Source organism: Salmonella sp. NW177 (genome assembly GCF_051811585.1).
Classification (GTDB): Bacteria; Pseudomonadota; Gammaproteobacteria; order Enterobacterales; family Enterobacteriaceae; genus Salmonella; species Salmonella enterica.
Window position 1 is genome coordinate 222,927 of the sequence record NZ_JAMMZV010000006.1, and the last position, 19,068, is coordinate 241,994.

Annotated in this window: 16 protein-coding genes; 10 read left to right on the plus strand and 6 right to left on the minus strand. The window is 51.8% G+C overall.

What is annotated here, in order from left to right:
* The first annotated feature begins 171 nt into the window (after positions 1 to 171).
* Together pyrD and zapC are read left to right on the plus strand one after the other, a co-directional pair.
* A complete protein-coding gene (pyrD, locus tag NA986_RS17630) occupies positions 172 to 1,182 on the plus strand; it encodes a quinone-dependent dihydroorotate dehydrogenase (RefSeq protein ID WP_000291723.1) in 1,011 nt (336 codons plus the stop codon).
* A 165-nt stretch (positions 1,183 to 1,347) separates the two neighbouring features.
* Positions 1,348 to 1,890 (plus strand): cell division protein ZapC, encoded by a 543-nt coding sequence (zapC, locus tag NA986_RS17635; RefSeq protein WP_001220671.1) that lies wholly within the window; start codon positions 1,348 to 1,350, stop codon positions 1,888 to 1,890.
* Here zapC and NA986_RS17640 read toward each other — a convergent pair.
* Positions 1,887 to 2,996: a YcbX family protein gene (locus NA986_RS17640; protein ID WP_000224076.1), complete on the minus strand. Its 1,110-nt coding sequence runs from the start codon at positions 2,994 to 2,996 to the stop codon at positions 1,887 to 1,889. The two genes, zapC and NA986_RS17640, sit on opposite strands and share 4 nt — an antisense overlap.
* A gap of 98 nt (positions 2,997 to 3,094) precedes the next feature.
* On the opposite strand from NA986_RS17640, the gene rlmKL reads away from it, so the two are divergent.
* From rlmKL to rmf, 6 genes are all read left to right on the plus strand, one after another.
* On the plus strand, positions 3,095 to 5,203 hold the full coding sequence (gene rlmKL / locus NA986_RS17645; RefSeq protein ID WP_070793871.1) for a bifunctional 23S rRNA (guanine(2069)-N(7))-methyltransferase RlmK/23S rRNA (guanine(2445)-N(2))-methyltransferase RlmL: 2,109 nt from the start codon (positions 3,095 to 3,097) through the stop codon (positions 5,201 to 5,203).
* 12 nt (positions 5,204 to 5,215) lie between these two features.
* The gene (locus NA986_RS17650; RefSeq protein WP_000053051.1) at positions 5,216 to 7,123 is read left to right on the plus strand and encodes an ABC transporter ATP-binding protein; all 1,908 of its coding nucleotides are present in this window, start codon (positions 5,216 to 5,218) and stop codon (positions 7,121 to 7,123) included.
* A gap of 14 nt (positions 7,124 to 7,137) precedes the next feature.
* Positions 7,138 to 8,391 carry a membrane integrity-associated transporter subunit PqiA gene (pqiA, locus tag NA986_RS17655; protein ID WP_000333152.1) on the plus strand — a complete coding sequence of 418 codons (1,254 nt, stop codon included), beginning with the start codon at positions 7,138 to 7,140 and terminating at the stop codon, positions 8,389 to 8,391.
* A 4-nt stretch (positions 8,392 to 8,395) separates the two neighbouring features.
* Positions 8,396 to 10,036, plus strand: coding sequence for an intermembrane transport protein PqiB (pqiB, locus tag NA986_RS17660; protein WP_000433414.1), 1,641 nt, complete (start codon positions 8,396 to 8,398; stop codon positions 10,034 to 10,036).
* Positions 10,033 to 10,596 (plus strand): membrane integrity-associated transporter subunit PqiC, encoded by a 564-nt coding sequence (pqiC, locus tag NA986_RS17665; protein ID WP_023181914.1) that lies wholly within the window; start codon positions 10,033 to 10,035, stop codon positions 10,594 to 10,596. Before pqiB ends, pqiC begins: the two co-directional genes overlap by 4 nt.
* Before the next feature lie 255 nt (positions 10,597 to 10,851).
* Positions 10,852 to 11,019, plus strand: a complete 168-nt coding sequence (gene rmf, locus NA986_RS17670; protein WP_001537784.1) for a ribosome modulation factor — start codon at positions 10,852 to 10,854, stop codon at positions 11,017 to 11,019.
* Between the two features lie 99 nt (positions 11,020 to 11,118).
* On the opposite strand, the gene fabA is transcribed toward rmf, so the two are convergent.
* Both fabA and NA986_RS17680 read right to left on the minus strand, forming a co-directional pair.
* Complete coding sequence (gene fabA, locus NA986_RS17675) at positions 11,119 to 11,637, minus strand: bifunctional 3-hydroxydecanoyl-ACP dehydratase/trans-2-decenoyl-ACP isomerase (protein ID WP_000227928.1); 519 nt, start codon at positions 11,635 to 11,637, stop codon at positions 11,119 to 11,121.
* Positions 11,638 to 11,705: 68 nt separating this feature from the next.
* Positions 11,706 to 13,466 (minus strand): AAA family ATPase, encoded by a 1,761-nt coding sequence (locus NA986_RS17680; protein WP_000156448.1) that lies wholly within the window; start codon positions 13,464 to 13,466, stop codon positions 11,706 to 11,708.
* Between the two features lie 185 nt (positions 13,467 to 13,651).
* On the opposite strand from NA986_RS17680, the gene matP reads away from it, so the two are divergent.
* Complete coding sequence (gene matP / locus NA986_RS17685; protein ID WP_000877172.1) at positions 13,652 to 14,104, plus strand: macrodomain Ter protein MatP; 453 nt, start codon at positions 13,652 to 13,654, stop codon at positions 14,102 to 14,104.
* Positions 14,105 to 14,175: 71 nt separating this feature from the next.
* Here the strand turns inward: matP and ompA are convergent, their stop codons facing one another.
* Together ompA and sulA are read right to left on the minus strand one after the other, a co-directional pair.
* Positions 14,176 to 15,228, minus strand: coding sequence for a porin OmpA (gene ompA, locus NA986_RS17690; RefSeq protein ID WP_023193195.1), 1,053 nt, complete (start codon positions 15,226 to 15,228; stop codon positions 14,176 to 14,178).
* Positions 15,229 to 15,584: 356 nt separating this feature from the next.
* The gene (gene sulA, locus NA986_RS17695) at positions 15,585 to 16,094 is read right to left on the minus strand and encodes an SOS-induced cell division inhibitor SulA (protein WP_000288732.1); all 510 of its coding nucleotides are present in this window, start codon (positions 16,092 to 16,094) and stop codon (positions 15,585 to 15,587) included.
* Positions 16,095 to 16,310: 216 nt separating this feature from the next.
* Here sulA and NA986_RS17700 point away from each other — a divergent pair, with 216 nt between their 5' ends.
* Complete coding sequence (locus tag NA986_RS17700; RefSeq protein ID WP_001202375.1) at positions 16,311 to 16,916, plus strand: TfoX/Sxy family DNA transformation protein; 606 nt, start codon at positions 16,311 to 16,313, stop codon at positions 16,914 to 16,916.
* Here the strand turns inward: NA986_RS17700 and yccS are convergent.
* Positions 16,903 to 19,056: a YccS family putative transporter gene (yccS, locus tag NA986_RS17705; RefSeq protein WP_020898645.1), complete on the minus strand. Its 2,154-nt coding sequence runs from the start codon at positions 19,054 to 19,056 to the stop codon at positions 16,903 to 16,905. The two genes, NA986_RS17700 and yccS, sit on opposite strands and share 14 nt — an antisense overlap.
* Positions 19,057 to 19,068 lie beyond the last annotated feature (12 nt).

The following is a 19,068-nucleotide window of genomic DNA, read 5'->3' on the forward strand; positions in this document are numbered from 1 at the left end:
AGCGTTAGCGCTGCCGGGTATTTTTTTGCCGGACGATGACGCTCGCTGGCGAAACGTGAAGTGAGAATGAAGGAAAACGATTGCTATTTATTGCCGTAGGTCAATTCCCTTTTGCCTTGTTATCGCCCATAATACGCCCCCGGTTTGCACACCGGGAATCCAGGAGAGTTCATGTACTATCCCTTCGTTCGTAAAGCCCTTTTCCAGCTCGATCCAGAGCGCGCTCATGAATTTACATTTCAACAATTACGCCGCATTACAGGTACGCCGCTGGAAGCGCTGGTGCGCCAGAAAGTACCGACAAAGCCGGTTACCTGCATGGGACTTACCTTTAAAAATCCACTGGGGTTGGCTGCCGGTCTGGATAAAGACGGGGAGTGCATCGACGCGTTAGGCGCGATGGGGTTTGGCTCCCTGGAAATCGGCACCGTGACGCCGCGCCCACAGCCGGGTAACGATAAGCCGCGTCTTTTTCGTCTGGTGGATGCTGAAGGTCTCATCAATCGGATGGGCTTTAATAATCTGGGCGTCGATAACCTGGTCGAGAATGTTAAAAAAGCCCATTTTGATGGTATTCTGGGAATTAACATCGGTAAAAATAAAGATACACCTGTCGAAAATGGCAAAGATGACTACCTGATTTGTATGGAAAAAGTCTATGCTTATGCGGGTTATATCGCCATTAATATTTCTTCGCCGAATACGCCAGGGCTACGTACGCTCCAGTATGGCGATGCGCTGGACGATCTGTTAACTGCCATTAAAAATAAGCAAAACGATCTTCAGGCGATCCACCATAAATATGTGCCGGTGGCAGTAAAGATCGCGCCGGATCTTTGTGAAGAAGAATTGATCCAGGTTGCCGATAGCCTGCTTCGTCATAATATTGATGGGGTGATTGCGACAAATACCACCCTCGATCGTTCTCTGGTACAAGGAATGAAAAATTGCCAGCAAACGGGGGGATTAAGTGGCCGGCCATTACAATTAAAAAGCACAGAAATTATTCGCCGTTTATCCCAGGAGTTAAAGGGACAATTGCCTATTATCGGCGTCGGCGGCATTGACTCAGTTATCGCCGCGCGCGAGAAGATAGCGGCAGGAGCTACGCTGGTACAAATTTATTCCGGCTTTATTTTTAAAGGCCCGCCATTGATTAAAGAAATCGTAACGCACATCTAAACTTTAGCCTTTATCAGACAACCAGGGCTTTATTTCCGGCGCTGGTTGTTTTATATTTCTCCACTGTTGCTTATTTAGACATTTTAGGCTTTTATTATTGGGGTAATAAACGAAGCGGCAAAAGGACAATGCTGTTACGAGTTGCTTAAAAGCGGGAGAGAGGTAATGCGAATTAAACCTGACGATAACTGGCGCTGGTATTATGATGAAGAGCACGATCGTATGATGCTCGATCTCGCCAATGGTATGCTTTTTCGCTCGCGCTTCTCTCGTAAAATGCTTACGCCGGACGCGTTTTGCCCGACCGGTTTTTGTGTGGATGATGCCGCGCTCTATTTTTCCTTTGAAGAAAAATGCCGGGATTTCGAATTAACCAAAGAGCAACGCGCGGAGTTGGTGTTGAATGCGCTGGTGGCGATTCGCTATCTCAAACCGCAGATGCCAAAAAGCTGGCATTTTGTAGCGCATGGCGAAATGTGGACCCCGGGAACGGGCGATGCCGCAAGCGTCTGGTTAAGCGATACGGCGGAACAGGTTAATTTGCTGGTCGTTGAGCCGGGAGAAAATGCCGCGTTGTGTCTGCTGGCCCAGCCGGGCGTGGTGATAGCAGGCCGAACCATGCAGCTTGGCGATGCGATTAAAATTATGAACGACAGGCTGAAACCGCAGGTTCACTGTCACAGTTTCAGCCTTGAACAAGCGGTTTAATTTTCCAGTCGTAACGCGGTCTTAGGCACGCAGCTACAGCTCAGAATCGTACCATCGTCACCCATAGCCGATTTTTTCAGCGGACTTACTTCGCCTTCCAGCAAACGTATCCGGCAGCAACCACAGATACCAGCCCGGCAAGAATACGGAATACGAATCCCCTGATTCTCCAACTGTTCCAGTAGTACCTGTTGATTATTCCCGCAGAAGGTTTGCCCCTGCCAGTCGATGGTTACACTCGCGTCCGGGTGTTTATCTGGCGTAACGCTGTTGTCGACCGTTGTGGCGCCATAAGCTTTTGCCGGGGCTGTCGCCAGAATCTCCACCTCATCGCCGACGCGAATGACGCCGCTATTGCGGGCAATCAGATTCTGACCGAAATCCACATCGCCATTGTCCTGGGCGGTACGAAAAGCTTGCAGTGTCGCCAGCGGTTCGCCGGAAGGATGTTTTTGCCCCTTTTCAGGGCTGACGGTTGTAAAAATACAGCGGCTACAGGGCTTCACGACGTCAAAAATCACATCGCCAATGCGAAGCACTTTCCAGCTATCTTCCTCCCAGGCCGCTACGCCGGAAACCACTAAGTTTGGGCGAAATTGTTCCATTTGTACGCCTGCCGGACAACGCTGTTGCAGATCGCGCAGCGAGGCTTCGTTGGTCAATAAATACGGGTAGCCATCGGCAAATCCCAGCGGCACCGCGTTATGTCGTTTGACCCGGCGCGTCAACTGCGGCCCAACCCAGCGCAACTGGACATCGCGGGAGAAAAAGCCGCTCAACCATTGATTAATCGCCGTCGGGGCGACGCGAGCGGTAAAATGGTTTCCCCAGACCTCGGTCGGCGCATCCTGCGGGGTGAAATCCGTAAAGCGAACCAGCGCGCTACTGCCGTCTGGCGCGGTCAAATGGAGGCCGTCGTGTAAGGGAGAGGGGGTAAAACGTACCATTTGTGGAAACTGGCGGGCGGTAATAAATGTGCCGTCAGGCTCGGTCACCATGAAGATGCGATCAAAAGCCAGGCCGCTGATATCTGCCAGCGCATGAGTCAGGCCAATGCCGCGCATGGATTTGACCGGATGAATAAAGAGCCGTGATAACGTCGCCACCGTACAGTCCCTCAAATGAAAATAAGCCTTCAACTTTATGACATGGGCGTGAGATTAGCTATAATGCGCAACAATTTTCTTAGCGTAAAAGTGACAATATGAATTCTCTGTTTGCCAGTACGGCCCGCGGGCTGGAAGAGCTGTTAAAAACTGAACTGGAAAAACTGGGCGCCGTAGGGTGTCAGGTTGTTCAGGGTGGGGTCCATTTTCAGGGCGACACGCGGCTTATTTACCAGAGCCTGATGTGGAGCCGCCTGGCCTCGCGTATTATCCTGCCGATGGGTGAGTGCAAGGTCTACAGCGATCTCGATCTTTACCTCGGCGTTCAGGCGATAAACTGGACAGAGATTTTTAATCCTGGCGCGACGTTTGCGGTGCATTTCAGCGGCCTGAACGACACCATCCGTAATAGTCAGTATGGCGCGATGAAAGTTAAAGACGCGATTGTCGATGCGTTTACGCGGAAAAATCTTCCGCGTCCAAATGTGGACCGCGAATCGCCGGACCTCCGTATTAACGTCTGGCTGAATAAAGAAACTGCCAGCATTGCGCTGGATCTCAGTGGTGATGGCCTGCACCTGCGCGGTTATCGCGATCGCACCGGGCTGGCGCCAATTAAAGAGACGCTGGCGGCAGCGATTGTTATGCGTTCCGGCTGGCAACCCGGTACGCCGCTGCTCGACCCTATGTGTGGTTCGGGGACACTGTTGATTGAAGCCGCGATGTGGGCGACCGATCGCGCGCCGGGCCTGCACCGTGGTCACTGGGGATTTAGCGGCTGGGCGCAGCATGACGAGGCTATCTGGCAGGAAGTGAAAGCCGAAGCGCAGACCCGGGCGCGTAAGGGACTGGCGGAGTATTCCTCTCATTTCTACGGTTCCGACAGCGATGCGCGCGTCATTGAGCGGGCGCGCAGCAACGCCCGTCGCGCCGGTATCGGGGAGCTTATCACCTTTGAAGTGAAAGATGTGGCGCAACTGAGTAATCCATTGCCGAAAGGCCCGTATGGTACGGTGATCAGTAACCCGCCTTACGGCGAACGTCTGGACAGCGAACCGGCGCTGATTGCGTTGCACAGCCTGCTGGGCCGTACCATGAAAAATCTGTTTGGCGGCTGGAACCTGTCGCTGTTCAGCGCTTCGCCCGATTTGCTGGGCAGCCTGCAATTACGTGCCGACAAACAGTTTAAAGCCAAGAATGGCCCGCTGGACTGCGTGCAGAAAAACTATCATATTGCGGAAACCACGGCGGACAGTAAGCCGGCGACGGTGGCGGAAGATTACGCTAATCGCCTGCGTAAAAATCTTAAAAAGCTGGAGAAATGGGCGCGCCAGGAAGGGATTGAATGCTATCGCTTGTATGATGCCGACCTGCCGGAATATAACGTGGCGGTAGACCGTTACGGCGACTGGGCGGTGATTCAGGAATATGCGCCGCCGAAAACGGTGGATGCGCAAAAAGCGCGGCAACGTCTGTTCGATATTATTGCGGCAACCTTGTCAGTGCTCGGTATTCCGCCGAATAAACTGGTGTTAAAAACCCGTGAACGGCAAAAAGGAAAAAACCAGTATCAGAAAATGAGCGAGAAGGGCGAGTTCCTTGAGGTCAGCGAATATAATGCGCGCTTATGGGTAAATCTGACGGATTATCTCGACACCGGTCTGTTCCTCGATCACCGTATTGCCCGCAGAATGCTGGGAGAAATGAGCAAAGGCAAAGATTTCCTGAATCTCTTTTCTTATACCGGCAGCGCCAGCGTACATGCGGGTCTGGGCGGCGCGCGCAGCACCACAACGGTGGATATGTCCCGCACCTATCTGGAGTGGGCCGAACGTAATTTGCGTCTGAACGGACTGAGCGGCCGCGCGCATCGCCTGATTCAGGCCGACTGCCTGGGCTGGCTGCGCGAGGCGAATGAACAGTTCGATTTGATCTTTATCGATCCGCCGACGTTCTCTAACTCAAAACGTATGGAAGAGTCGTTTGATGTTCAGCGCGATCATGTCGCGTTAATGAAAGATTTAAAACGCCTGCTGCGTAAAGGCGGCACCATCATGTTCTCAAATAATAAGCGCGGATTCCGTATGGATCTGGAAGGGCTGGCGGAACTGGGGCTTACCGCACAAGAAATTACGCAAAAAACGCTCTCCCCGGATTTTGCCCGTAACCGTCAGATTCATAACTGCTGGCTGATCCGCGCCGCCTGAAAGGAAAAGTAAATGTCATTAATCAGTATGCATGGCGCATGGCTGTCGTTCAGCGACGCGCCGCTTCTCGATAACGCAGAGTTGCATATCGAAGATAACGAACGCGTCTGTCTGGTGGGGCGTAACGGCGCCGGGAAATCCACTTTGATGAAGATCCTCAACCGCGAACAGGGTCTGGACGATGGGCGTATTATTTATGAGCAGGATCTGATCGTCGCGCGTCTGCAACAGGATCCGCCCCGTAATATTGCGGGCAGCGTCTATGACTTTGTCGCCGAAGGTATCGAAGAACAAGCGGAATACCTCAAGCGCTATCATGAGATTTCCCGTCTGGTGATGACCGATCCCAGCGAGAAAAACCTCAATGAAATGGCGCGCGTACAGGAACAGCTCGATCATCATAATCTGTGGCAGCTGGAAAACCGTATTAATGAAGTGCTGGAGCAGCTTGGACTCGATCCTAACGCCGCGCTGTCGTCGCTCTCCGGCGGCTGGCTGCGTAAAGCCGCGCTGGGTCGGGCGCTGGTCAGCAATCCGCGCGTATTGTTACTGGATGAACCGACTAACCATCTGGATATCGAAACCATCGACTGGCTGGAAGGGTTTCTGAAAACCTTTAACGGAACGATTATTTTTATCTCTCACGATCGTTCGTTTATTCGCAATATGGCAACCCGCATTGTCGATCTCGATCGTGGCAAACTGGTCACCTATCCGGGAAATTACGATCAATACCTGCTGGAGAAAGAAGAAGCGCTGCGCGTAGAAGAATTACAAAACGCGGAATTTGATCGCAAACTGGCGCAGGAAGAAGTCTGGATTCGCCAGGGTATCAAGGCGCGCCGCACCCGTAATGAAGGGCGCGTGCGGGCGTTAAAAGCGATGCGTCGTGAACGCAGCGAGCGCCGGGAAGTGATGGGCACGGCGAAGATGCAGGTCGAAGAGGCGACGCGCTCCGGTAAAATCGTTTTTGAGATGGAAAACGTCGATTACCAGGTAGAAGGAAAACAACTGGTAAAAGATTTCTCCGCTCAGGTACAGCGCGGCGACAAGATTGCGTTAATTGGCCCGAACGGCTGCGGTAAAACCACGCTACTGAAACTGATGCTGGGACAGCTTCAGGCTGACAGCGGGCGCATCCACGTAGGAACGAAGCTGGAAGTCGCCTACTTCGATCAGCATCGCGCCGAACTGGATCCGGAAAAAACCGTGATGGATAACCTTGCGGAAGGCAAGCAAGAGGTGATGGTAAACGGTAAGCCGCGCCATGTACTGGGCTATTTGCAGGACTTCCTGTTTCACCCCAAACGGGCGATGACACCCGTCCGCGCGCTTTCCGGCGGCGAACGTAACCGTCTGCTGCTGGCACGACTGTTCCTCAAGCCGAGCAATCTTTTAATTCTCGATGAACCAACGAACGATCTTGACGTCGAAACGCTGGAACTATTAGAAGAATTAATTGATGGCTATCAGGGCACGGTACTACTGGTCAGCCACGATCGGCAATTTGTCGATAATACCGTGACGGAATGCTGGATTTTCGAGGGCGGCGGCAAAATCGGACGTTATATCGGCGGCTACCATGATGCGCGTGCGCAGCAAGAGCAGCATCTGGCGACGAAACAGCCGATGGCGAAAAAAAATGAGGAAGTTATTGCCCCTAAAGCAGAAATTGTAAAACGTGGCAGTAGCAAACTAAGCTATAAACTGCAGCGCGAGCTGGAGCAGTTACCCGGTCAGCTTGAAGACCTGGAAGCGAAGCTGGAAGCGCTACAGGCGCAGGTTGCGGATGCGGCCTTTTTTAGCCAACCCCATGAGCAAACGCAAAAAGTTCTGGCCGATTTAAGTCAGGCGGAGCAAGAACTTGAGCAAGCATTCGAACGTTGGGAGTATCTTGAAGGCCTGAAAAACGGGGCATAACGAAAGGAGCGCCTATGTGTGAACATCACCATGCTGCGAAGCACATATTGTGCCCGCAATGCGACATGCTGGTGGCTTTACCCCGCCTCTCGCATGGGCAAAAAGCAGCATGTCCACGATGCGGCGCAACGTTAACGACCGAGTGGGACGCGCCCCGGCAGCGTCCTACCGCCTATGCGTTAGCGGCACTATTTATGTTGCTGCTTTCTAACCTTTTTCCCTTCGTGAATATGAATGTCGCGGGCGTCACCAGCGAAGTCACGCTTCTGGAAATCCCCGGCGTCATGTTTTCTGAAGATTACGCCAGCCTCGGCACGTTCTTTTTATTATTTGTCCAACTGGTGCCGGCATTTTGCCTGGTGACCATTCTATTACTTGTCAACCGCGCCAGTCTGCCGTTGTCGGTAAAAAAAACGCTGGCAAGGATCTTTTTCCTCCTCAAATCGTGGGGAATGGCGGAAATATTTCTCGCCGGAGTGTTGGTCAGTTTTGTTAAGCTGATGGCCTACGGCGATATCGGCATCGGCAGCAGTTTTATTCCCTGGTGCTTATTTTGTCTCGTTCAACTGCGGGCGTTCCAGTGTGTCGATCGCCGCTGGTTGTGGGATGATATCGCCCCGCAGCCTGCACTGGCGCAGCCGTTAACGCCGGGGATTACCGGTATCCGGCAGTCTTTGCGTTCTTGCGCCTGCTGTACGGCGATCCTGCCTGCGGAGAGTCTCGTCTGTCCGCGTTGCCATACGAAAGGCTATGTCCGGCGTAAAAACAGTTTGCAGTGGACGCTGGCGTTATTATTTACCTCGATCATGCTTTATCTGCCCGCCAATATTTTGCCGATTATGATTACTGACTTACTGGGCTCGAAAATGCCGTCGACCATTCTGGCTGGCGTGATTTTGCTGTGGAGCGAGGGGTCTTATCCGGTGGCGGCGGTTATCTTTCTCGCCAGTATTATGGTGCCGACGCTAAAAATGATCGCCATTGCCTGGCTTTGTTGGGATGCGAAAGGCCACGGTAAGCGCGACAGTGAACGGATGCATTTTATTTATGAAGTAGTGGAGTTTGTGGGGCGCTGGTCAATGATTGATGTCTTTGTCATTGCCGTACTCTCTGCGCTGGTGCGTATGGGAGGGTTAATGAATATTTATCCTGCGATGGGTGCGTTGATGTTTGCTTTAGTCGTCATAATGACAATGTTTTCTGCGATGACCTTTGATCCGCGTCTGTCGTGGGATCGTGAATACGAACCAGGCCATGAGGAGTCCTGATAGCATGGAACCTAAAAAAGGGGAAGCCAAAGTACAAAAGGTGAAAAATTGGTCGCCTGTCTGGATATTCCCGATTGTTACTGCGCTTATCGGAGCCTGGATTCTGTTTTATCACTACAGCCATCAGGGACCGGAAGTTACCTTAATTACCACCAATGCGGAAGGCATTGAAGGCGGAAAAACGACGATCAAAAGTCGCAGCGTGGATGTCGGCGTGGTTGAAAGCGCGACGCTGACTGACGATCTGACCCATGTACAAATCAAAGCGCGGCTTCATTCCGGTATGGAGAAGTTGCTGCATAAAGACTCGGTATTTTGGGTCGTAAAACCGCAGGTGGGGCGTGAAGGCATCAGCGGGCTTGGGACGCTACTATCAGGCGCGTATATTGAACTACAACCAGGAAGTAAGGGCAGTCAGCCGGAAAGCTATCAGCTTCTTGACTCACCGCCGTTGGCGCCGCCCGATGCCAAAGGTATTCGTGTGATTCTGGACAGCAAAAAGGCCGGTCAGCTCAGTCCTGGCGATCCCGTTCTGTTCCGGGGCTATCGGGTAGGATCCGTTGAAACTAGCTCTTTCGATCCGCAAAAACGGACAATGAGTTATCAGTTGTTCATTAAGGCGCCAAACGATCGATTGGTCACCAGTAATGTCCGATTCTGGAAAGATAGCGGTATCGCTGTGGATCTGACATCGGCGGGAATGCGCGTGGAAATGGGATCGTTGACGACGCTGTTTGGCGGCGGCGTGAGTTTTGATGTGCCGGAAGGACTTGAGCAGGGGCAACCCGTCGCCGAAAAAACGGCGTTTAATCTCTACGACGATCAAAAAAGTATTCAGGATTCGCTGTACACCGATCATATCGATTACCTGATGTTCTTTAAAGATTCGGTGCGCGGATTACAACCCGGCGCGCCGCTGGAGTTCCGCGGTATTCGTCTGGGGACGGTAAGCAAAGTGCCTTTCTTTGCGTCTAAAATGCGCCAGGTATTTAACGACGATTACCGTATTCCTGTGCTGGTGCGCATTGAACCGGAGCGTCTGAAAGCGCAATTGGGAGAAAATGCGGATGTTGGCGCGCATTTGACGGAACTGCTTAAGCGCGGTTTACGCGCTTCGCTTAAAACCGGTAACCTGGTGACCGGGGCGCTGTATGTCGATCTGGACTTTTATCCTAAGGAGCCGCCGATCACCGGGCTACGCGAATTTGATGGTTATGAAATTATTCCCACCGTCAGCAGCGGCCTGGCGCAAATTCAACAGCGACTGGTGGAAACGTTGGATAAGATCAACAACCTGCCGCTGAATCCGATGATTGAACAAGCGACCAATACGCTGTCTGAAAGCCAGCGTACTATGCGTCGGCTGCAAACCACGCTGGATAATATGAACAAGATTACCTCCAGTCAGTCGATGCAGCAGCTTCCGGCGGATATGCAAACGACGTTACGCGAACTTAACCGCAGTATGCAAGGCTTCCAGCCTGGATCGGCGGCGTATAACAAAATGGTGGCGGATATGCAGCGTCTCGATCAGGTGCTTCGTGAGTTACAACCGGTGTTGAAAACTCTGAACGAGAAGAGCAACGCGCTGGTATTTGAAGCGAAGGATAAAAAAGATCCTGAGCCTAAGAGGGCGAAACAATGAAAAAATGGCTAGTCGTGATAATGGCGTTCTGGCTGGCGTCATGTAGCTCCGGCGGAGAGAATAAAAGCTATTATCAGCTCCCGATAGCGCAAAGCGGTGTGCAAAGCACCACAAGCCAGGGCAACCGTCTCTTATGGGTAGAGCAGGTTTCCGTACCTGACTATCTGGCAGGTAACGGCGTGGTGTATCAAACCAGTGATGTCCAGTATGTGATTGCCAATAACAATCTGTGGGCCAGCCCGCTGGACCAGCAATTACGTAACACGCTGGTGGCGAATCTTGGCGCCCGGCTTCCTGGCTGGGTCGTCGCTTCCCAGCCGTTGGGAACCACCCAGGATACGTTAAACGTTACCGTAACCGGATTCCATGGACGTTACGATGGTAAGGTTATCGTCAGCGGGGAGTGGTTATTAAACCACAACGGACAACTGATTAAGCGGCCTTTCCATATCGAAGCCAGCCAGCAGAAAGATGGCTATGATGAGATGGTCAAAGTACTGGCAAGCGCATGGAGTCAGGAAGCAGCCGCTATCGCAGATGAGATAAAGCGCCTTCCCTGAGATAAAAGTAATGTAAATTTAACCGCTTCAGGTCGTGCGCCTGAGGCGGTTTTTTTATTTTTGACGCCGGAAAAATAGTTGTTATGGCTCACATTTTTTGTACAAATGATTTACCATATAGCTCACAAATATGACATTGGTGTGAATTTTGCGCATTGACGGGCGATCCATTTAGAGGTATTCGTGTAGTGTGATTGCACATTTTGTAATCACTGTTTTCTTTTCCACCAGATACAAATATGAGGGAAACGAGGCATGAAGAGACAAAAACGAGATCGCCTGGAACGGGCACATCAACGTGGATATCAGGCCGGCATCGCCGGACGATCAAAAGAAATGTGTCCCTATCAGACGCTGAATCAACGGTCATACTGGTTGGGAGGTTGGCGACAAGCCATGGAGGACAGGGCGGTAATGGCCTGATTCTGTCTCTTTAGAAAAAGAAACCTCCGCAGTGCGGAGGTTTCGCCTTTATTGGCTTTGCAAGCATGATACCGATAGCGCGGAATATCAATTCAACACTTAGAACGCGGAAGTATCCTGGAACAAACCGACTTTCAAATCGTGAGCGGTATAGATCAGACGACCATCCACCAGAACCTCACCGTCCGCCAGACCCATGATCAGGCGACGGTTTACGATACGTTTGAAATGAATGCGATAGGTGACTTTCCTGGCTGTCGGCAGAACCTGGCCGGTAAATTTCACTTCGCCCACGCCCAGAGCGCGGCCTTTGCCTTCGCCGCCCAACCAGCCCAGGTAGAATCCCACCAATTGCCACATAGCATCCAGACCCAGACAACCGGGCATCACCGGATCGCCGATAAAGTGGCATCCGAAGAACCATAGATCCGGATTGATATCCAGCTCGGCTTCGACATAGCCTTTGTCGAAATTGCCGCCCGTTTCGGTCATCTTAACGACGCGGTCCATCATCAGCATGTTCGGCGCAGGGAGTTGCGGCCCTTTAGCGCCAAACAGTTCACCACGACCAGAGGCAAGAAGGTCTTCTTTTGTATAGGATTCGCGTTTATCTACCATGTTTTATGTAAACCTTATTTTATTGAAGCACGCAGGATAGCTAACACGTGTACGCTGAACAAGTCCGATCAGTTCGGAATAAAAGCGTTCAGCCAACGTAATGGCCACGGGAAACGATGACGGCCTTCCTGTTGCGTCGCCTGCGCGATACGCTCCTGGATAGTCTGCATCAACGTCGTTTGACCTTCGCCATCCCACACCAGATTTAACAGTAGCGGTAAGGCGTCGGTCACGTCGTCTACCGCCCAGATAGTGAACTTCTCTTCTTTAACCGCTTGCAGCAGTTCAGATTTAAGACTGAGATGGCGGACGTTGGCGGCAGGGATAATTACGCCCTGTTTACCGTTTAATTCCCGCTGCTCGCAGATGGCGAAGAAACCTTCAATTTTTTCGTTTAGCCCGCCCACCGGTTGCGCGCGACCAAACTGATCGACCGAGCCGGTAATCGCAATATTTTGATTCACTGGCACATTGGCCAGCGCGCTGATGAGCGCACATAATTCCGCCATTGAGGCGCTATCGCCATCCACTTCGCTGTAGGACTGCTCAAAGGTTAACGAGGCAGAGAAGGGAATTTGTTGCTCCAGCTGCAACTCCGACATCAGGAAGGCCTGCATAATCATCATTCCCTTAGCGTGGATATTCCCGCCAAGTTCGGCCTTGCGCTCAATATCGTTAAATTCGCCATCGCCGATATGCACAACACAGCTAATTCGCGACGGTTCGCCAAAGGCGCGCGGATGCCCGGGAAATTCAATGACGGAAAGCGCATTGATTTGTCCAACGCGTTCGCCTTCGGTTTCAATCAGGATCTGCTCTTGCAGAATCTCATCCTGCATCCGTTCCGCCAGAAAGCCTTCTCGCCATTCGCGTCGGGCAAGCATCAGGCTGAGCGCTTCTGCGCCGCAGGTATCGCCTTCGCATAAAGGCGATGCCTCCTTAAACTGGCGGGCTATCCACAGTGGGCAAAGAGGCAGCGTATCCTGTTCGCCGGTATAGCGCACAGCCTCGCGTATCAGAACGGGCCAGGCATCCGGTGCCGGGGGCGGCAAATTATCGCGTAAAGCGATACGCGTCACCCATTGACACCACAGGGTCATAGCTTCTGCGTCCGCTATCTGTAAATTGTCTTCAAATTCACTGTAGATAGCCTGTTCCGCGAGCTCCGGTTCCATCTCCTGAAAATCAGCCAGTGATTCACGTTCGCCAACCAGAATCACCTTCAGTTTGAGCGGCATTGATGGCACGGAGACCGGTAATGGACGCGACTCGTCAAAGGCCACCCAGTCAAAACGCTCGCGGCTAACGATGGCTTTCAGACGCATCCACAGTAACGGCTGCGCCAGAAGGGTTCGTAAGGAAATAATCAGCACGCCGCCGTTCGCCTGATGAACCAGTCCCGGCTGCAGGATTATGTCGCCGTTATACTGCCGCAGGCAACCAAAGAGCTGTTCGGCTTCGACCCAGTCCGCGCTGACGACTTGTGTGACGGTGGCAAAGTTGTCTTGCGCATTCTGCGCGGCGCGGTAATGAACAGTATGCCCGGAAACGTCATAATGTCCGCCGGTTAATTGTCCGGCATCGGTTTGCAGAGCGCGGACGGCATCTGAAAGTAAAGTGAGATACTCTTGCTCTTCAGGCGCTTTAGTCAGCATAAAAGAGGATGATGCCCACGGCTGTATAAGTTGCTCAAGCGCAAATTGCAGTCGTGGCTGAGTATCACTGAGTAAGGTGTCGTTTTCGTCAGTCGCGTGTGGCTGTGCAAATATCTCCTGATAGCTTTCGCTATCCGGAACCAGATCACGCCATGCAAGTTTCGTAATGGTCAAAGTTGAGGTTTTTTAGTCTGTTGTAAAAGGGGGGATTATAGCCTAACCCGTCACGCTGCACACGCGGAAAGCGAATGCAAAGTAATATGAAGACGTGTAACCATTCACAGGTTCGAGATTCTTTTCTTCAGATGGCTAAAAAACTGATATTCTGATAACAGTTACACGGTAACATTGGGATCGCAATGAAATATCAACAACTTGAAAATCTTGAAAGCGGTTGGAAATGGAAATATCTGGTGAAAAAGCATCGCGAAGGGGAGTTGATCACCCGCTACGTGGAAGCCAGTGCTGCCCAGGAAGCCGTCAATTTGTTGTTGGCCCTCGAAAATGAACCGGTGCGGGTAAACGTCTGGATAGACAGGCATATGAATCCTGCCTTGCTTAATCGGATGAAACAAACCATTCGGGCAAGACGCAAACGACACTTCAATGCGGAACATCAGCATACGCGCAAAAAATCTATCGATTTAGAGTTTATGGTCTGGCAGCGTCTGGCGGGCCTTGCGCAGCGACGCGGTAAAACATTATCCGAAACGATAGTGCAACTGATAGAAGACGCGGAGCATAAAGAGAAATATGCCACGCAAATGACCACGTTAAAGCAGGATTTACAGGCGTTATTAGGCAAGAAGTAACGCTGAAAGGCGTTGTCACCCAGACCAGAGCAAAAAACCCCGCGACGCGGGGTTTTTTATCAGACGGAAACTTAAGCCTGCGGCTGAGTTACCACGTCTTTAACGCCTTTAACTTCGATCTCTACGCGACGATCCGGAGCCAGGCAATCGATCAGGGCAGCGCGAGGTTTCACGTTGTCACAGGTGTTGCCGGTAACCGGGTTAGATTCGCCCATACCACGTGCGGAGATTTTGTCAGACGGAATACCTTTGGAGATCAGGTAATCAACAACAGACTGAGCACGTTTCTCGGACAGACCCTGGTTGTAAGCGTCAGAACCGATACGGTCAGTGAAGCCCAGAACGACAACGGAACCGTCTTTCGGATCCAGGTTGCTCAGCTGGCTGTACAGCTGATCCAGAGCCTGCTGGCCTTCCGGCTTCAGGGTAGATTTGTTGAAGTTGAACAGTACGTCAGACTTCAGAGTGAAGTGCTTGGTCTGTACTTCCGGAGCCGGAGCCGGTGCCGGAGCGACTACCGGAGCAGCTTCTTGCTGGCCGAAACGGTAGGAAACACCTACGCTCAGCAGGCCGTTGTCCGGACGGGTGCCGATGGTGTTGGCATCACCGATGTTGTTAGTCCACTGGTATTCCAGACGGGTTGCGATTTCAGGGGTGATGGCATACTCGATACCGCCCGCGAATACCGGGGAAACGCCGGTGTCGTGGTCTTTAGTAGATGCGCCGCCAGGGACGTTAGACTTGGTGTCTGCACGCCATACCATACCACCCAGACGGGTATAAACGTCCAGATCGTCAGTGATTGGATAACCCAGTTTAGCGGTCAACTGAACGCCCTGAGCTTTATAAGCGCCATTGATGTTGTCGCCTTTGTACGGCATACGGCCTAACCAGTCGTAGCCCATTTCAAAGCCAACGTACGGGTTAACCTGGTAACCACCAAAAGCACCTGCGCCCAGTTGGTTTTCATGAGTCGGGCCATCATTGTTAATGAAGCCGGTGTCATGGTACTGAGACCAGCCCAGTTTAGCACCAGCGTACCAGGTGTTATCTTTCGGAGCGGCCTGCGCTACGGTAGCGAAACCAGCCAGTGCCACTGCAATCGCGATAGCTGTCTTTTTCATTTTTTGCGCCTCGTTATCATCCAAAATACGCCATGAATATCTCCAACGAGATAACACGGTTAAATCCTTCACCGGGGGATCTGCTCAATAGTTACTCTACCGATATCTACGGCTTATGCTGAGCACCCCTGGCGATGTAAAGTCTACAACGTAGTTGGAAACTTACAAGTGTGAACTCCGTCAGACATGTGAAAAAAACATGACTGATATACACATCATTTAACAGTTTCAGATGATAAATCGTACAGCAAAAATTGCGGAAACCGCTTCTGACAAGCGTTCTCGCAAAAAAAACGTTAGCACTCAAAGGAGATACGTTCGCGTAAAAAAAAGTCCAGGATAAATCCTAATTTTACTTAATGATACAAATTAGAGTGAATTTTTAGCCCAGAATGCTGTCTCCTGGGTAAAGCGTGCGCACGTACAGGGCGCATGATAAACCCTACCGCATTACCTACCTTCGCTGCTTCAACCAGGCTGGCATGTTCTTCTTCTGTCAGTTCTTCAGTCATCCAACCAATTACCACGCTGTAATTTCCTGTACGCAAAGCGCGGATCATCGACTCCAGCGTATGACGAGGCGCAAGCTGGCTAATTTGCATCACTTTCGTTAATGGCAAACCTGAAGACTGTACCCATTCACGGCTGAGCTTTTGCTGCGGCGTGAGCCAGAGCTGCCATCGTGATTGTTGGCCTAACTGACGGAGTAAAGGCAAAAGCAGGAGTTGCGCCATCATGGGCTGGTCTTCGTGGTAGACAACTTCACTGACCAGTCCTGCCGCGGCATTTTCCGTAGCGGTGCGCGCAGCGTTGTGGGTAGTGGTAGGAAATGACGAAGAACGATTTGCATAACCTGAAGTGTACATAATCAATCCAGCCCTGTGAGTTACTGTATATTCATACAGTACCCCTGTGGCGATGAAAGATCAACTCTATTTTCGGAAACTGTCTCGCAATTTTTATTCTTAGTGGCGTCAAAAATAAAAATCATCTTGCTCGCGGAGTATAAGTTGCCTATTTTCGTCATTAACGGATCCGTTACTGCAAATCATTCTTTTACTTTATGATTTAAAAGGAATTTTATGAGAGCACTCTCTTATGACAGGATCTATAAATCGCAAGAATATTTGGCCTCTTTGGGGACGATCCAATATCGATCTTTATTCGGTAGCTATAGTCTGACCGTGGAGGATACCGTCTTTGCGATGGTGGCTAATGGCGAGCTTTATCTCCGCGCCTGTGAAGAAAGCGTACCCTACTGTGTGAAGCATCCTCCCGCCTGGCTCATGTTTATGAAATGTGGACGTCCCGTTATGCTCAACTATTACCGGGTGGATGAAAGCCTGTGGCGCGATCAGCAGCAGCTGGTGCGTTTATCGAAGTATTCTCTTGACGCGGCAATGAAGGAAAAACACAGCCGTATTTTACAGCACAGACTCAAAGATCTCCCCAATATGACCTTCCATCTGGAAACATTGCTCAATGAGTCAGGGATAAAGGACGAAAATATGTTACGCATACTGGGCGCGAAAATGTGCTGGCTAAGGTTGCGACAAAGCAATCCCTTGCTGACGGTGAAAGTTTTGTATGCCCTGGAAGGCGCAATTGTCGGCGTACATGAAGCGGCGCTCCCGGCGAGTCGTCGCCAGGAGCTTGCCGACTGGGCTCATTCGCTTACGGCTGGGTAATTAATGTAGAAGTCGGCGGTGAAATTTGCCGTTGCAAGCGTCCAATCTCGGGCAGTAAGGCAATGAGCAAACCAATTTGTTGAACAACCAGAGGTTCTTTGCTGTCCGGACGTGTTTCCAGCGACTGAACTCGCTGCTTTAAACCCTCCAGCGCCTGGTGTACGCGCTGTTCGTCTTCAGGTTGATGATGAAGCGCATCATCAACGTAGCAGACCGCGTCATCCAGAAGCCCCAACACGTCCGGATTACTGAGCTTTTCGCGGTGCGCGCCGAGGGCGGAGATATAGCTGGTAAAAGTGTGATTGAGGCAAAGCAGCCTGAACGCCGCCTCCCGGGTTTCAGCCGTGACGTCGGGTTCGCTCGACATATTAGAAACCACGGATGCCAGTTCTGCATCGCGGTTGTGCGCGTCGCGTCTGGCAATGCGATAGGCCAGGCGGTTATCCCGTCCCTGGTGATATTGCTCAAGGATCGCATCAAGGTAGCGGCAATTAGCATCGGTGGCGCGCTGGAGTACCCGGGGAAGGTTGCGAAAGCGCCAGTCCGGCCAAATAAAGCTGACCGCAGCCCAGGCGATAGCGCAGCCAATTAACGTGTCGACGACGCGCGGTAACGCTACCTCGAAGCCTTCGCCCAGGAGGTTAAAGCAGAGTAATACCAGCAGGGTGATGAACATCGTCGCATGGGCATACTGCACATTACGGAATGCGAAGAAAAGCACGCCGGTAATCACCAGCAGAACTAACTGTCCTTCAAGCGAAGGGACAAACCATAAAATCGGCAGGCCGATCGCAACGCCTACCAATGTACCGATAATCCTGAGCGCAAGGCGATGGCGGGTCGCGTTATAGTTAGGCTGACAAACGAACAGGCTGGTGAGCAATATCCAGTACCCGTGGCGCATCCCGGTAATTTGGATGAGAGCATAACCGATGCACAATACCAGCGACATGCGTACCGCATGGCGAAAGAGAGCGGACTCCGGGGTAAAATTACGGCTCAGACGCAGCCAGATGTCGCTAAACCCGTGCAGGCTATCATCAGCCAACTGGTTTTCTGACTCATTGCGCGGCATTGCCTGGGCCTGCTCCGACTCGATCGTCGCCAGTTGCGCATCAATAGCGCGTAGGTTGGTTAATAAGAACCCAAGCGTATTTAACAGCTCTAAAGAAGCGCCGCTGGCGCGCATACGTTCAAGCGCGGCGTCAATGTGGGTAAAGACGCGTTCAAAACGCGGATCATGCTGGTACGGCGTACGCAGTAAGATACAGCGCGCCAGCTGCGTACAGGCCTGCGCCTGCATCGACATCAGACGCTGAAAGCGGAACATGACGTCGCTATGGCGAAAATAATCGCGCAGCGTCTGGTATTGAATATGCGAAGAACTGGCGCGTTCATGAATATCCTGCGCCACAAAATAGTAATGGAGAGTGCGGCGCGTACCGCGTTGACCGCGATCGCCGCGCAGGCGACTCAATAACGACACTTTCGTTTGGTTCAGCGTCGCCATTAACTGCCCGTTCGCTAACGCTAAATCATAGAGCGGCGCCTGGCTTTCATCTTCAATATCAGGATCAAACAGGCGTGATTTCAGTTCCAGATAGTGCGCTAACTGTTCGTAACTGCGTGCCAGATTATCCTGCAACGGACGGATCGGAAATAGCAGATGCCCGGTTAGCGTCAGTAGGTTATACCATACTGCGCCTGCCAGCAGGAGTAGAGGTTGCTGATACCAGTGCGCATATAAAGAGGTACCCAGCATCGTATAGATGGCAATGAGTAACGCGCCGAACGCGATGGTGGCATAGCGTTGCCCTAGTCCTCCCAACAGAATAAACCCGCTGGTGGATAACGTTAAGCCCAACGCAAATAGCCACGGCCAGGGAAAGAGCAGCTCCACAGAAGCCGACGCGATAAAAAAGCAAATTAAGGTAATGATTAAATTACGCAAACGTCCGGCAAGGCGATCGTCGAGATCGGTTAGCGCCGCGGCAACCATACCGAGCGTGAGCGGGATGGTCAGTTTGACGTCGCCCAGCCACCAGGGCAGGGCGGTGGTGCCGCACAGAGCGATAAAAATGCGGATGTAATACAGCCAGGTACTGTTCCAGGTATAACGGCGAATCAACGGACTTAACATAAAGGCTATTTG

Bases quoted from the DNA above. Each gene is read 5' to 3' on its own strand.
- pyrD (WP_000291723.1), top strand. From the start codon at position 172: ATGTACTATCCCTTCGTTCGTAAAGCCCTTTTCCAGCTCGATCCAGAG.
- zapC (WP_001220671.1), top strand. From the start codon at position 1,348: ATGCGAATTAAACCTGACGATAACTGGCGCTGGTATTATGATGAAGAG.
- rlmKL (WP_070793871.1), top strand. From the start codon at position 3,095: ATGAATTCTCTGTTTGCCAGTACGGCCCGCGGGCTGGAAGAGCTGTTA.
- NA986_RS17650 (WP_000053051.1), top strand. From the start codon at position 5,216: ATGTCATTAATCAGTATGCATGGCGCATGGCTGTCGTTCAGCGACGCG.
- pqiA (WP_000333152.1), top strand. From the start codon at position 7,138: ATGTGTGAACATCACCATGCTGCGAAGCACATATTGTGCCCGCAATGC.
- pqiB (WP_000433414.1), top strand. From the start codon at position 8,396: ATGGAACCTAAAAAAGGGGAAGCCAAAGTACAAAAGGTGAAAAATTGG.
- pqiC (WP_023181914.1), top strand. From the start codon at position 10,033: ATGAAAAAATGGCTAGTCGTGATAATGGCGTTCTGGCTGGCGTCATGT.
- rmf (WP_001537784.1), top strand. From the start codon at position 10,852: ATGAAGAGACAAAAACGAGATCGCCTGGAACGGGCACATCAACGTGGA.
- fabA (WP_000227928.1), bottom strand. From the start codon at position 11,637: ATGGTAGATAAACGCGAATCCTATACAAAAGAAGACCTTCTTGCCTCT.
- matP (WP_000877172.1), top strand. From the start codon at position 13,652: ATGAAATATCAACAACTTGAAAATCTTGAAAGCGGTTGGAAATGGAAA.
- ompA (WP_023193195.1), bottom strand. From the start codon at position 15,228: ATGAAAAAGACAGCTATCGCGATTGCAGTGGCACTGGCTGGTTTCGCT.
- sulA (WP_000288732.1), bottom strand. From the start codon at position 16,094: ATGTACACTTCAGGTTATGCAAATCGTTCTTCGTCATTTCCTACCACT.
- NA986_RS17700 (WP_001202375.1), top strand. From the start codon at position 16,311: ATGAGAGCACTCTCTTATGACAGGATCTATAAATCGCAAGAATATTTG.
- yccS (WP_020898645.1), bottom strand. From the start codon at position 19,056: ATGTTAAGTCCGTTGATTCGCCGTTATACCTGGAACAGTACCTGGCTG.